This is a genomic window from Xanthomonas sp. NCPPB 2864, assembly GCF_056675615.1.
Genome location: NZ_JBWWVS010000011.1, coordinates 21422 through 35852, shown reverse-complemented (window position 1 = coordinate 35852; position 14431 = coordinate 21422). Strand labels below are relative to the sequence as shown.

General features: G+C 66.3%; 8 protein-coding genes and 1 pseudogene. 2 read left to right on the top strand and 7 right to left on the bottom strand.

From position 1 onward, the window contains the following. Positions 1 to 244: 244 nt before the first annotated feature. Both AC1KVE_RS18380 and AC1KVE_RS18375 read right to left on the bottom strand, forming a co-directional pair. Positions 245 to 2659, bottom strand: a pseudogene (locus AC1KVE_RS18380) (GH36-type glycosyl hydrolase domain-containing protein); the annotation flags it as partial. 2 nt (positions 2660 to 2661) lie between these two features. Continuing rightward, positions 2662 to 4044: an MFS transporter gene (locus AC1KVE_RS18375; RefSeq protein ID WP_046345094.1), complete on the bottom strand. Its 1383-nt coding sequence runs from the start codon at positions 4042 to 4044 to the stop codon at positions 2662 to 2664. A gap of 158 nt (positions 4045 to 4202) precedes the next feature. Here AC1KVE_RS18375 and AC1KVE_RS18370 point away from each other — a divergent pair, with 158 nt between their 5' ends. Continuing rightward, complete coding sequence (locus AC1KVE_RS18370) at positions 4203 to 4787, top strand: gluconokinase (protein WP_046345095.1); 585 nt, start codon at positions 4203 to 4205, stop codon at positions 4785 to 4787. Between the two features lie 568 nt (positions 4788 to 5355). Next, complete coding sequence (locus tag AC1KVE_RS18365; protein ID WP_166771897.1) at positions 5356 to 7086, top strand: outer membrane protein assembly factor BamB family protein; 1731 nt, start codon at positions 5356 to 5358, stop codon at positions 7084 to 7086. Positions 7087 to 7176: 90 nt separating this feature from the next. Here the strand turns inward: AC1KVE_RS18365 and AC1KVE_RS18360 are convergent, their stop codons facing one another. The 5 genes from AC1KVE_RS18360 to AC1KVE_RS18340 all read right to left on the bottom strand — a co-directional run bounded on the left by AC1KVE_RS18360 (position 7177) and on the right by AC1KVE_RS18340 (position 14210). Next, positions 7177 to 7404: a hypothetical protein gene (locus tag AC1KVE_RS18360; RefSeq protein WP_016903869.1), complete on the bottom strand. Its 228-nt coding sequence runs from the start codon at positions 7402 to 7404 to the stop codon at positions 7177 to 7179. Continuing rightward, positions 7385 to 7834, bottom strand: coding sequence for a 3-dehydroquinate dehydratase (locus tag AC1KVE_RS18355; RefSeq protein WP_164741721.1), 450 nt, complete (start codon positions 7832 to 7834; stop codon positions 7385 to 7387). The genes AC1KVE_RS18360 and AC1KVE_RS18355 overlap by 20 nt, the downstream gene beginning before the upstream one ends. Positions 7835 to 7844: 10 nt before the next feature. After that, positions 7845 to 8285: a hypothetical protein gene (locus tag AC1KVE_RS18350; protein ID WP_184458313.1), complete on the bottom strand. Its 441-nt coding sequence runs from the start codon at positions 8283 to 8285 to the stop codon at positions 7845 to 7847. 286 nt (positions 8286 to 8571) lie between these two features. After that, the gene (locus tag AC1KVE_RS18345; RefSeq protein WP_481092860.1) at positions 8572 to 12432 is read right to left on the bottom strand and encodes a translocation/assembly module TamB domain-containing protein; all 3861 of its coding nucleotides are present in this window, start codon (positions 12430 to 12432) and stop codon (positions 8572 to 8574) included. After that, complete coding sequence (locus tag AC1KVE_RS18340) at positions 12429 to 14210, bottom strand: autotransporter assembly complex protein TamA (RefSeq protein WP_481092859.1); 1782 nt, start codon at positions 14208 to 14210, stop codon at positions 12429 to 12431. The genes AC1KVE_RS18345 and AC1KVE_RS18340 overlap by 4 nt, the downstream gene beginning before the upstream one ends. Positions 14211 to 14431 lie beyond the last annotated feature (221 nt).

Here is a 14431-nt window from a genome sequence, read left to right as displayed (position 1 = left end):
CAATGCGAACGGGGAGTTTACGCAGTGGGGAATCGGGAGTGGGGAACAGCCCGCCTGGCCGCACGTGCGTAGGAGCGCGCTCGCGCGCGATAGGGCACCGGCAGGAAAGCCTCATCGCCCGTAGGAGCGCGCCTGCGCGCGACAGGGCACCGGCGGGAAAGCCTTATCGCGCGCAAGCGCGCTCCTACACCAGCTTGGCAGTTATCGCAGTTGCCCCAATCAGGCGCCGCACCTGGCGCGCCGCTCAGCCCGGTAGCCGCACCTGCACCTGGTACGTGCGTCCGGCGACTATGCCGTGCACGCGCTGGTCCGGGCAGGCTTCGCCGTCCACCAGCACCTCGATGTCGCGCCGCCCCGGTTCACGCGTCAGCGTCACCTCGAACTGCGCGCCGCGGAACTGGCGCGTCACCTGGGCCTGCGGCCAGTGCGAGGGCAGCTGCGGGCGGATCGCCAATGCATCGCCTTCGCCGACCAGGCCGAACAGCCCTTCCAGCACGCAGCGATACACCCAGGCCACCGTGCCGGTGTTGAACAGCTGGCTGGAACGCCCGGCCGTGCGCGGGTACTGGTGCCAGGCGCCGCGATAGTAGTTGGGCAGCGATACCGGCAGGTGGCCGCGCTGCAGCACGTCCTCGCGGGTGGGGCCGGGCAGCAGCGCGCGCAGGATCTCCCAGGCGCGGTCGGCTTCGCCGATCTGGTACAGGCTGTACAGGTAGAACGCCGCCGCGTGGTTGTAGACCGCGCCGTTTTCCGCGGCGCCCGGCCACTTCTGCGTCAACCGCCCCACGTCATCGCGCATGTGCGTGTAGGCCGGGGCCAGCATCACCGGCCCGTACGGCGTATGCAGCTGCTCGCGCACCGCCTCCAGCAAGGCCGCGCGCTGCGCGCTGTCGGCGGTGCCGGCCAGCAGCGCAAAGCTCTGCGGATTGAGATAGATGCGTCCCTCCACATCCTCGGCGATGCCGAAGCGCACGCCATCGTCGGTGATGCCGCGCGCATACCAGTTGCCGTCCCACAGCTCGCGGTTGGCATCGGCGTTGATCGCCTGCACGGCCTGCGCAAACGTCTCCGCCTGCGCGCTTCGCCCATGCGCGGCGCAGATGCCCGACCACAGCCGCAATGCATACGCGGTGGCCACGGTGAGCCAGCCGGACACGCCCTTGCCGCGCCAGCCGACCATGTTCATCGGGTCGCACCAATCGCCCTGCGCGATGAAACTCAAGCCACGTGCATCGCGCGCGTCCAGCAGCCACTGCATCGCTGCATCCAGTCGCTCGGCCACGCTGAGCGCCTGTCCATCGTGCGTGCGGACCACCGCATCGAGCACGCTGGCATCGCCGGTTTCGGCCAGATAGGCGCTCAGGAAGATCGGCAACCACACGCAGTGATCGGTATGCGGCACCTGGTTGATGTATTTGAGCTCGGCGCCTTCCACCAGCAGGATGCCGTCCGGCATCGCACCGCTGGGCTCCTGCTGCGAGAGCGCGTGCAACAACGCCGCACGTGCGGTGGCCGGCTGCAGGTAGGCCATGCCCATGTGGTCCTGCAGATAGTTGCGCGTCTGCGGATCGGTGGTCAGGCGATTGACGTCGCCGTGATAGAACACCTGCCGCGGCAGCCAATGGTTGACCAGGTTGTCCAGGGCCGGATCGGGCGTGGCGATCTGCGCGCAACCCCGCCCGCCCTGCAGATACTGCGCGTAGTCGCGCGCGGCGGCGGCAAATCCGGCTTCGGACAGATAACGCGCACGCAGCGCGGCGATCTCCGCATCGTCCTTGGCCGGCCCGAACGCGAAGCGGTACACGCTTGCCGCATCGGCGTCCAGCGTCAGTCGATACTGCAACGCGGCGGCCGGGTTCTCGTAGTGCGCATCGCTGTTGCCCAGCTGCTCGGCCTGGATGGCCGAGGGCGCATGCAGGCCGCCCTCGCCTTCGAAGGCCATCTGCTGCGCATCCCAGGCCACCGGCGGCTGCTCGTGCAACAGGAAGGTGCAGTCCTTGAAATCGCGCTGACGGAAATAGTCGTCCACCTTCTGGTACGGCGCCACGCTACGGCAGACGATGCCGCCCAGCGCCGGCTCGTAAGCGCCGCCCTGATGCATCCACGACATGTAGCCGATCGGGAAGTAGGGGTACAGGCTGAGCCGGCGCGTACGCCCGGACTGGTTATGCACGCGGCATTCCCACAGCTCCACTGCATCGTCGGTGGGCAACGCCACGCACAGTTCCACCACGATGCCGTCGTGGCGCACCCGCCAGCGCACATCGTGCTTGCCCGCGGAAAACGCGAACTGCTCCGGCGTTGCGCGCACCGGTTCGTGCGGCACCGAATACAACGCACCGCTGTCTTCGTCCTTGAGATAGAAGAAGCGACCGGGATGATGCGCGTAGTACGGCTGCTCGGGCATCATGAAGTTGCGCGCTTCCAGCAGCGGCGCATGCGCGTACTTGGCCGGCTCCGGCTGCATGAACTGCCCGGTGGCGTAACCACGGCAGGTCAGCTGCAGCATCATGCGGCGGTTCCACAGGAACCCGCCCGCGTTCGGCATCGCGGTGGGGCTGTAGAGCGCATAACGCGTGCCGTCGGCGCTGGGCGCCAGCAACGTGGACAGATCGTCGTCGGACGTGGACCTGGAATCGGCGTGGGAGAGTGCAGACACGGTCAGCGGTGCTCCTGTTCGTCGCGCTTGCGCGCGGCCAGTTCGTGTTGGATGCGGCGCAACAGGCCATCATCGAGTGGATAGAAACGCATGGTCCAGGCTGCCAGCAGCGCCACCGCGCCCGGGATCACCGTCAGCAGCAGCACGATGCCGGTCAACGAGGCGGCCGACTGCGCGCTGTTGGCCACATAGCCCATGCCCGCCAGCACCCAGGCGATGCCGGCCGAAGCCAGCGCGCCACCGAGCTTTTGCGAGAAGGTCGCGGCGGCGAAGGTCATCGCGGTGGCGCGCCGGCCGGTGCGCCATTCGGTGTAGTCGGCGCTGTCGGCATACATCGAAAATGCCAGCGGCGACTTCGGCCCCAACGCCAGCCCGATCAGCATGTTCAGCGCGAAGATCGCCCACACCGCATCGGCAGGAATGAAAAACATCAGGCAGCTCAACACGCCCACCACCGCCATCAGCGCGGTCATCAACTGGCGCTTGTCCCAATGCCGTGTCAGCAACGGCGTGATCGCCGCGCCCACTGCCAGCGACACCGAATAGCCACCCAGAAACAGCCCGGTCAGGTCCGGCCGCTGCACGTAGTACTTGAGGTAATACACGCCCGCACCACCGCGCATGACAATGGTGATCATGATGATCAGCGACAGTACGAACAGCACGCACCACGGCTTGTTCTGCAGCAGGTCGGCGATATCCCGGCGGATCGGCGTGCGCTGTTGCGGCGGTGGCTGCACGCGCTCGCGCGTGGTCAGCGCCACGGTCACGAACAACGCCACCGCCACCGCGCCGTACAGCATCATCGTGCGCTGCCAGCCCAGTGCATCGTTGCCGGCACCGAACCAGGCCACCAGATCCAGCGTGCAGTAATTCACCAACGTGGTGCCGGCGAACGCGGCGATGAAGCGCAGGCTGATCAAGCTGGTGCGCTGGCTGCTGTCGGCGGTGATCACGCCGGACAATGCCGAGTACGGAATGCTCACCACCGTGTAGGCCAGCATCATCACCAGGAAGCTGATCGTGGCCCACCACATGCGTCCGTTCTGATCCAGCGCAGGCGTGGTGTAGGCGAGCACGCCGGTCACCGCCATCGGCACGGCGCCCCACAACAGATACGGGCGGAATTTGCCCCAGCGGCTGCGTGTGCGATCGGCCAGTGCACCCATCGCCGGATCGGCGATCGCATCGGCGATCTTGGTCAACAGGATCATCGTGCCCACCGCCGCTGCCGGCAGATGCATGGTGTCGGTGTAGAAGATCAACAGGAAGGCGGAGATGTTGGCCCAGTACAGATTCAGGCCCAGATCGCCGGCGCCGTAGCCCAGTTTTTCGCGCCAGCGCAGGCGCGCCGATGCAGGAGACGTTGCAGGCGATGACGGCATCGGCAGACCTTGGAGTGCGTTGAACCCGGCCGAGCGCGCCGTTACGCTGGGCGGCCCGCTCACCTGGCGAGGAGCGCCGACGCTACACCACGCATCGACTGCCGCCAACGTGAAATCCGGCAAAATGCCGAATCGATCCGGAGATATAACCTGACGTGATGGACACCGCCGCCCCCGCTACACCCGCGTCCGCTTCGCCCCTGGCCATCGTGGTGATGGGCGTTTCCGGCAGCGGCAAGACCACCATCGCGCAGGCCCTGGCAGCGCATTACGGCTACCGTTTTCTGGACGCCGACGACTATCACAGCGTGGCCGCACGCGCGCAGATGGCCGCCGGCCAGCCACTCACCGATGCGATGCGTCTGCCGTGGGTGGAGTTGCTGGCGGCCACCTTGCGCGACTGCGTACAGGCAGGCGAGTCGGTGGTGCTCGCGTTCTCGGGCTTGCGCGGCACGCATCGTCAATTGCTGCGCCGCAGCGGCATTCCGATCCGCTTCGTGTTCCTGCACGCCGCCCCGCACGTGATCGCCGCGCGCCTGAGCGCACGCGCCGGCCACTTCATGCCGGCCAGCCTGCTGGACAGCCAGTTGCAGACCCTGGAATTGCCGTTGGACGAAGCCGATGTGGTGTCGGTGGATGTGGACACCACGGTGGCGGAGGTGGTGCAGGATGCGATCGCGCAGCTGGCGCTGATCGCTCACGCTGCAGTGCACACCGCCGTGCCCTCGCCGCAAAGCGCATAACGCGCCGGATAGCGCAGCTACATGGCTGTTTCCTTCTCCCAGCGGGAGAAGATGCCCCGAAGGGGCGGATGAGGGGACGTGCGAAGCCTCGTGCATTTTGACGACACAGAAGCTTCGCACCGTACCCTCACCCAACCCCTGCTCCGCGACGCGGCCCGCGTTTGCGACGCGGGCGCTCCAAGGCACGCGCGCCGGTGCGCGCAAACCGTGCCTTCTCGCCCCGTAGGAAGAGGGGCTGTGTTCGACACAGTGGCCAACCTCACAAGGTGGCGCAACATTTCCTGGTTACTTTTTGCAGACCATTGATTTGCATGCAAATACGCATGCATCGCAACCAATCATTTTTTCTATCGCAGCGGCCGCCGATCGTGATGAATCATCAGCATTTGTGCGAATAGCGAACACCTTGAACGCAATTTTTTCGAGCTGGTGGCACCAGATGCGAGCGGACCCGACCGTTGAATGAATGCGGGAAGGTGCGTGTGTTGCACGGTCGCCACAATCGGCCATCTTCACTCGGCAGATCCGGGGGGATCCAGCGCTTCCTTCCATCTATGGACATGCCGTGATGACAAATTCAATTCGCCGCTTGCGATTTCGCAGTTTGACGCTCATTCCCTGCCTGCTTGCCAGCGCAGTGGCTTTCGCCCAGGCCGGCTCCGCAACCGCACAACAGTCGGTGTCGTCGCTGGATACCCAGGCTTTTGCACGCTCCGGCCAGATCTGGCGCAGCTTCGGCAATCAGCTGCCGTTCGCCAGCCCCACCAGCTGGACCACCGCCGGCGGCGGCTACTTGAATCAGCGCTTTGCGCCGGGCGAGTGGAAGATCAACCGCACCACCGTCAAAGGCCTCAAGCCGGCCTGGACCCTGACCACCACCGGCGACATCTCGGCCACGCCGAGCGTGGAAGGTGGAACGTTGTATGTGCCCGACTGGGGCGGCACGCTGTATAGCGTCGACACCCAGACCGGCAAACCGAACTGGCAGGCCAAGTTGTCCGACTACACCGGCAATGCCAACTCGGTGACGCGCAACACGCCGGCCATCAGTGCCAACAGCATCATCGTCGGCGACCAGGCCGCCGGCACCGTGCTGGCGATCGACAAGAAGACCGGCAAGCTGCTGTGGAAGACCACCGCCGAAGCCAACCCGCAAGCGCGCATCACCTCCTCGCCGGTGATCTACGGCAACCGCGTGTACGTGCCCGTGTCCTCCGGCGACTGGGGCAACCTGGACCCGACCCACACCTTCAGTTTCCGCGGTAGCGTGGTGGCGCTGGATCTGAACACCGGCAAGAAGGTGTGGCAGTTCTACAACGTGCCCGAGGGCTATACCGGTGCATCGGTGTGGGGCCAGGTGGCGATCGATCCGATCAACCGCCGCCTGTATTTCGGCACCGGCAACAACTACAACATTCCCGCCAGCGTGGGTAACTGCGTGTCCAACGCACGCTCCTACCGCGGCAGTGAACTCACCGTGCAGGACGAACTGGCGTGCATGGCGCCGGACAACTACGTCGACTCGGTGATCTCGCTGAATCTGGACACCGGCAAGCTGGTCTGGGCCGACCGTGCACAAGGCTACGACGCCTGGAACCTGTCGTGCATCGTGGCGCCCACCAATGGCCTGTGCCCGAACACCCAGGCAACCAACCTGACCGGCCCTGATTACGACTTCGGCGGCGCCGGCGTGCAGCTGTTCACCGTGTGGCGCGACGGCAAGGCGCAGCAGCTGGTCGGCGCAGGGCAGAAGAGCGGCATCTACTGGGCCTTCGACGCCAAGACCGGTGCCAAGGTCTGGTCGACCCAGGTCGGCCCCGGCGGCACCACCGGCGGCGTCGAGTGGGGCACTGCGTTCGATCCGTACAAGTCGCAGGTCTATGTGGCCATCAACAACAGCACCAACGCCACCTATACGCTGGGGCCTGCGAATACCCAGAGTCACAACGGCGGCTCGTGGGCAGCGCTGGACGCCGCCACCGGCAGGATCAAGTGGCAGGTCAAGGTGCCCGGCATCAACCGCGTGAATCCGAACGTGCCGGCCGGCGGCCAGGGCTCGCTGACGGTGTCGCCGAACCTGCTCTACGCCGGTTCGATGGCCGGCAATATGGTCGCCCTCGACGCCGACACCGGCGCCACGCTGTGGAACCACGACGCCACCGGCTCGGTGATCAGCTCGCCGGCCATCGTGGACGGTGCGCTGTACTGGGGCGCCGGCTACGGCCGCTTCAACTTCGGCACTGCCGCAACGGCCAACCAGCTGACCAAGTTCGTGCCGGAGGCCAGCCCGGCCAAGTAAGCGTCAACCCCTGTGATCTGCGTCGAGCGACGCACAAGCACGGCAGAACGACGGCGCCACCTTCGGGTGGCGTCGTTGTGTGTCACGCCGCTACAGCCGCGTGACTTGGCACAAGCGGATCTGCCCTGCTTCCAGCCCATGCGCCTCCGCCGCACGGCGGCGCAACGCGGTGACCAGCCCGGCGGCATCCAGCACGCCATCGGCAGGCACGTCCACGCTATGGGCCAGTTGCCCCCACAGCACCGGCCGACCGTCGCAATAGCCCTCGTAGTCGGCGAAATAATGCAGTTGGCGCAGCTCAGGTACCGACGTGGACATCGCCCTGGATCTCCGTGCAGCCCAGATGTTCCAACGCGATTTCCAGCCCGAGCAGATAGCTCTGCGCGCAGTAACCGCGCACCGTCGCAATGCGCTGCCCGAAACCCTCCGGCAGGCAACGCTCCGGACGGTCCACGCTATCGTCGTGAGCCTCCACGAACGGGTACGGCAACGCGCTGAGTACACGATGCAGGCGCGCACTGTCCACGCAGCTGCCCGGATCGATCAACGCGATTTCCATCCGCGCCTGCCCGGCCACACGCAAGGCATCCAGCAACTCCTGCTCGGATCCGCACGCACGCAACGCCACCGTCTTGCCCGCATCCCCCGCGCATGCCACCAATTGCCGGATGACGGCACGCGGCAACGGCTGCGGACCACGCACCAGCGGCATCGCCGCCTCCGGCCCACGCACGATCATGATCGACATATCAGCCTCCTCAGGCAGCAGCGCGCAACGGCGCGTGCAAGGACGGCAGACAGCGCGCGGCAATGCCCAACGACATCGCATAGGCGCGCGATGCATCGTGCGGCGTAATCACCACCGCAAGCGGTGCATGCTGCGGATGCAGCCATGGCTCCAGTTCCTGGTCGGCATCGGTATGCAGTTCGATGTAAGGCGTGGGTAGCGCATCCAATGCTGCGCGCAAGGCTTTCGCATGCACATGCGCATGCGCATGCGCGGACGGCGAAAGATCGCCTGAGTCCAACAACACCAGCTCCACCTCGACATCGCCAGCAGCGGCCTGCAACCCAGCGATCAAGCTATCGACATCCGCACACGCCAGCCTGCGCAACGCGCGTCCCGCACACTCGGGCAGCTGCAGCGGCGCCATCTGCGCCGGATCGGCCTGCGGACCTTGCAAAATCAGGATACACATCGTGTTCGACTCAACGCACCACAGTGCGGGAGTGCCAAGGTAGGCCTGCGGGGCATAAAGGGGCTATTTGCACCCTGGCGTGCGGGCATAAAGAGTGCGTAATGCCTGCACGATGCCGGGCGTGCCCTGCCCCGCAACGTCGCGCGCCGGTTCTAGATCACCGCAGCGCTCGACGTAGCCGTGCCTTACGCACGGCCGATCATCCTGGACATCCGCATTGCGTCATGTCCTGACCTGACGCAATGCAACACCACACACCGTCGATGCGCCGATGCACGGCGGGCGGCTACTTCTCCCGCCGCCAGTTCACCGAGCCCTTGGTCTCCACCGTGCTGGATTCGGCTTCGATGTCGAAGCCGCGGCTGAGCAGGTATTTCAGCGTCAGCACCGAGCCGCTGCCGACCATCGAGACGCCGTAGCCGACGTAGAGTTTCGGCGAGAGGTACTTGCCGAAGCCCACGACCGAGCCGACGGTGCTGGATTCGCTCACCCCCGCTTCGTCCAGGCCAAGCTTGGCGCCGATCTGCGAGGCGATCAGGCTGCTGCCGGCCGACAGGGCAGCCGAGGCAGCGCTGACCTGCTGGGTTTCGTCGCTGCTGGCGGTAGACAGGCCACGGCCGAGTACCAGGTACGACAATGCTTCGGATTGCGACATCGCCGGCTCGGACCACACATCGGCGCGCGGCGATTCGGCACGGCCGCTGACGTCGATGCCGGCGGTGACATCGCCGACCTTGCGCTCGGCGCGCAGGCTCACGCGCGGGTCGGAGACGATGTTGTTGTTCCAGGTCAGCTGGCCGCGGCTGATGGTCAGATCCTGGCCGTAGGCCTTGTAGCGGCCGCGCACGTCCAGCCCGCCGTTGGCAGTCATTTCGCGGCCCGGGCGGGCGCGGATCTGCATCTGCCCGCTCAGCCCGCCCTTCAGGCCGAAGCCGCTCATGTTGACCTTGTCGCCAAGCACGATGGCCAGATCCATATCCAGCGGCGAGGCGGGCGCTTCTTCCGGATCCACCGGGTCCAGCACCACCACGTCCTCGGATACCGAGGTGCCGCGATCCAGGCGTTCCAGGTCGATGTCGGCTTCGGGCACGGTGACCTTGCCACGCAGTTGCATGGTGTTGTCGGTGATGCCGAACTGCATGTCCGGATTGGCGATGATGCGCAACTCGCTGGTGTTGTAGGCCAGCACGTTTTCGCCGCGGATATTCAGCAGCAACGGCGTGCTGGTGCCGAACCACGACAGCCCGCCATCGATGTTGAGCGTGCCCTGCCCCGACTTGGCAGAAGCAGTGATCTTGGCCGAGCCATCCGGTAGCGCGTCGAAGCGGCCCTTGCCCTCGCTCAGGGTCAAACCCATCGACGGATATTCGGCAGTGAAATCACTCAGGGTGGCATCGCCGCCCAGCAGCGGCTTGTCGCGAGTACCGCGCAGGCTCACATGGCCTTCGACCAGACCCTTGGGCCGCACCACATCGGCCACCACCAGCTCCAGCCAGTACAGCCGCGACATGTTGAGATACAGCTCGCCGTTGAGCGGCGCGTACGCATCCCAGCCGGTGTTGAACTTGGCATCGACAAAGCCGGCGCCCTGGAAGCCGATACCCAGCTTGGCCTGGATCTGCTGCGGGGTGAAATCGGCCTGCACGCTGAACTGGTCGTAGCGCAGCAACTCGCCGCGATTGGGGTTGCCGGCCACCGCCGCGTAGCGGGTTTCGCCCAAGCGAATGCCGCCTTCGGGCGAGGCGATGCGGAACGAGCCTTCCCAGGCATTGCCGCGCGGCTTGAAGCTGCCGTCCAGCGACAAATCGCCACGCAGATAGATCTGCCGCCCTTCCTGCTTGGGTAACCACGGTTGCACCAGCGACAGCGGCAGTGCATCGCCGTGCACAACCATGCCCTCGCGCGGCCAGTTGGCGCTGGCGCACAGCGCGCCGCCGGTGGCCGCGCCCAGGCAGGTGTCTGACAGCGTAAACGCGGCGCCATCGGTGCTGAACTGCGCCGGCTGGCGCAACGCCCAGGCATCGCCCTTGGCCGGTGCGATCCGCAGCGTGGCGACCTGGCCCTGCCAACGCTCGCCATTGCGACGGACATCGCCCTGCAGCGCGACGTTGGCCATGCTGTTGGCGATATCCGCCTCCAGGCGCAGCGCTTCCACCGCACCGCGTGCCTGCACGCGCACGCTGTCCAGCACCACGCCGGCTTCGATCGCCGTGCCCTGCAAGGCCAGCTGCCCGTCGCTGCCGCGCCACGGCAAACGCCCGCGCAAGCTGATGCTCTGCGCGCTGTAGTCGTTCCAGCGCAAGCCGTTGCCGACGAGGTCGGCAGTGATGTCGGGCGCATCGCGACGGCCGCTGACCTGCAGCTGCCCGCGCATCGTGCCGGTGGCGCCGGGCAAGACATCGTCCAGCTGCAGCGGCTGCAGTTGCGCGGCGATATCCAGCTGGTCGCCGACCTTGCCCTTGGCAGTGATGCGGCTATTGCCCAGCGACAGCTGCAATTGGCCCTCGCCCTGTTCACCACGCAAGGCGAACTTGCCGTTGGCCGACAGCGCGCGTTGACGCAGCTGGCCGGTCAGGCTCGGGATATCGGCCGTGGTCTCGAAGCCCGGCGACACGCCACCTGCCGGTGCCGGCAACTGGCGGCCCTTGGAGGCGACCTTGCCGGAGAGATTGCCGTTCCAGCCCGGCGCGAAGTAGCCCGGATCGAACTTGGCCAGTTGGGCAGTGACATCCCACTGCAGCTCCGGGGTCCAGCCCACCTCGCCGGTGAGATCCAGCGAGCCGCCCGGGGTCTTGGCCTGCACCTGCTTGAGCTGCGCACGTTGATCGTTGCCGCGGCTGTCGAACACCAGCGCGGCCTGCTGCCCGTCGCGCTCCAGCGTGGCGCGGCCGATTGCCGCCCACGCCTTCAGGTTACCGGCCACGCCCAGTCGCGCATCGACCAATTCCACCGGCACCACCGGCGCATCGGGGGTGGCGGGGTCCGGCGTCGGAGTGAAGCGCAGGCCGCTGGCGTTGACCGCAAAACGAAAGCTCGGATTCTGCGTGTCGCGGAAATCGGCAGTCCCACGCAACTGCGCGCGGCCTTCGAAGGCATCGATCACCAACGGCTCGACGGTGATGACCTGGTCCAGCAGGCTGATGTGCGAGGGCTGCAAGGTGGCGCTGAGCTCGCCCCGCTTGACGCTGCCTTGCAGGTCGGCGTTGCCGCCCTTGCCGGAGGCCTGCAGGTTCAGCGCGATCGGTGTGGCCGGGGCGGCGTACTCCCCATTAGTGGCCGGCGTCAGCAGCGAGGTATCCAGCGCGTCGGTGACGGCCTTGAAGGCCCAGGTGGGGTCGTCGCGCCCGGTGAACACCAGGCTGGCCTGCAGCGGGGCCGGCGCGCGGCCGGCGATGGCCACTTCCATCTTGTCCAGATCGCCGCGTGCGACCAGCCCCAGGCTGGCCGGGGTGCGCCCACGCGCGGCCGGCAGCACCGCGGTGGCAGTCAGGTCGGCGCGGTAATCGTCGTTGGGCACGTAGTCGCCGTGCAGGCGGAAGTCGCCCATGTCGGTATCGACCACCAGATTGCGCATGCGCAGTTCGCCGGTGGCCACTTCCAGTCCGCCCTGCACCTTGTGCAGGACGAGCATCGGCTGCTGCAGCTGGGTGATGCGCAGGTTCTCCACGGCAATCTTGTCGGCCTGGATCGCCAGCGGCACGTTGATCTGCGGCAGCGATTCGGGCCAGCTCGGCAGCGTGAACGGCTCCTCGCTCTTGCCCAGATTCAGGCTGGCATTGCTGACCTGCACCGCATCCAGTTGCAGCTTGCGCCCGAGCAACGGGCGCAGGTCCGGTTCCAGGTACACACGCTCGGCGGTGAAGTGGATGTCCTGATAACGGAAATCGACATCGCGCAAGGTCAGTGGGCCGGCCACCGGGCCTTCGACCTTGCCATAGGTAAAGGTGGCACCGACCGGCAGGCGCGCGGTCACCTGCGCCAGCAACACGTCGCGCCCGGCCACGGTCTGCAGCAGCCAGTACACCGCGATCAGCGCCAGCAACACCAGGCCCAGCAAGGTCAGCCCCGAGCCCACCCAGAAGCGGCGGCGGCGGTAGAAACGCGCGCGGCGCGGTGCGGCGGGTGGCGTAGGGGTCGGCGTACTCACAGGTTGGCCCCGATATCGATATAGAGCTGGAACTGCGAGTCGGGATCGTTCAGGCCATGCGCGATGTCCACGCGCACCGGGCCCACCGGCGAGCGCCAGCGCAAGCCGAAGCCGATACCGGTGTGCCAGTCGGGCGTGTCGTCGAAGGCGCTGCCGCTATCGACGAACACCGCGCCGCCCCAGGGGCCGCCCTTGAGGTAATGCTCGTATTCGGCACTGGCGGTGACCACGTTCTTGGCACCGAGCGCGAATTCGTCCGGCTTGGGCGTGCGCGGGCCCACTTCGCGGAAGGCATAGCCGCGGATGCTGTTGGCGCCGCCGGCAAAGAAGCGCAGGCTCGGCGGCATCGCCACCAGGTCGCTGGTCCAGGTGGTGCCGCCTTCGCCGCGCAGGATCACCCGGCCGTTGTCGCCGGCTCCCAGGAACCAGCGCAGCTGGCCGTAGAGCTGGCCGAAATTGGTGTCCGAGCCGGCGCCTTCTGCACCGCCGCGGATGAATGCCTGTCCGGACACGCCACTGCGCGGGAACAGGCGATCGTCGACATTGACGTAATTGACCTGCAACTGCGGATAGATCAGCGTGGAGGTCTCATAGACCGCATCGGTGAAATCGCTGCCGCTGCTGAACCGCCAGCGCTCGCGCAGGGCGTTGATCGAGGCGATCGCACTCCAGCGCTCGTTGATCTGGCCGCTGCGGCTGCCGGTGAGTTTGACGTTGCGCAGGTCGATGTATTCGGTCTGCTCGTCGTAGAGCCGCGCCGAGGCGGTGTACCAGCCATCCAGCCAGCGGAACGCCGGCACGCGGTAGCTGGTGGTCAGGCTCTTGCGGTTCTGCGCGTAATCCAGCTGCGTGTCCATCTTGTGGCCGCGCGAATTGACGTAGCGGCGCTCCACGCCGCCACGCACACCGGCGCCGCTCTCGCTGCCGTAGCTCAAGCCGGAGGTGTAGACGGTGCGCTTGGCGCGGGTGAGCTTTACATCCACCGGCACCCGGCCCTGGTCGTCGGCTTCTTCCGGCTTGGGCTGGATGTCGATGGTGCTGAAGTAATCCAGCTTGGTCAGCGACTCGCGCAGGCGATCCAGCTTGCCTTCGTGGTAGTAGCTGCCCTCGTCCCAATACACCAGCGGCTCGAACAGGCCGGGACGGAAGTAGTCGTAGTCGAAGCGCACCTTGCCCATGTCGTAGCGGCGGCCGCTGTCCCAGTTCAGATCGATATCGGCGGCGTGCTCGGCGCGCGTCACCGCGACGCGGCGCTGGGTGAAGTCGGCATCGAAGTAACCGCGCTCGGCCAGCCGGCGGGTGATGCGCACCTTGCTCGCTTCGTACTGCGGATGGCTGAAGACCTGGCCTTCGCGCGGTTCGAACTGCTTGAGATCCTGGCCCAGGTAACGGTCCTGCTCGGCCCAGCCGGTGATGGAGATATGCGACTGCCGCACGCGTACCGGTTCGCCGCGCTCCACGGTGATCACCACCGTCACCTTGTCGCCGGTGCGCGGCGCAGCCAGCTCGATGGTCGGCGAGTAATAGCCGAACGGTTCCAGCGCCTCGCGCGTCTGCCGTTCGGCCTGCGCCAGCAGGTACTCCAGCCGCGACTCGCCCTGCTCCTTGCCGACGGCCTCATACAGAGACAGGGAGACCTCGATGTTCTCGATCATCTCGGCGTCGTCGTCGTCGTCCAAGCCCTTGATTTCGATCTTGTCGATGGTCGCCCGGGCAATCGCTTGCAGCGGAACGAACAGGGTGCACAGCAGGGAGAGAGCAAACGCGGCTTTAAGCATCGGCAAAGGATACCCAGCCTGGGCGTGAAGGGACAAAAAAACTGAAGAAACACGCCTATACGGCATCGGATAGAACTCGGTACAGTCGGTACGTTGTTAACGTTTCGTTGACACCCATTGCGTGCGGCCCCCCGATTGCCGCGCGCCCGTTCATACCTTTGGAGAGAGAGGTGCGTTTCATGAAACGTCATTTGCTGGTCACCGCCGTGTGCACCGCCCTG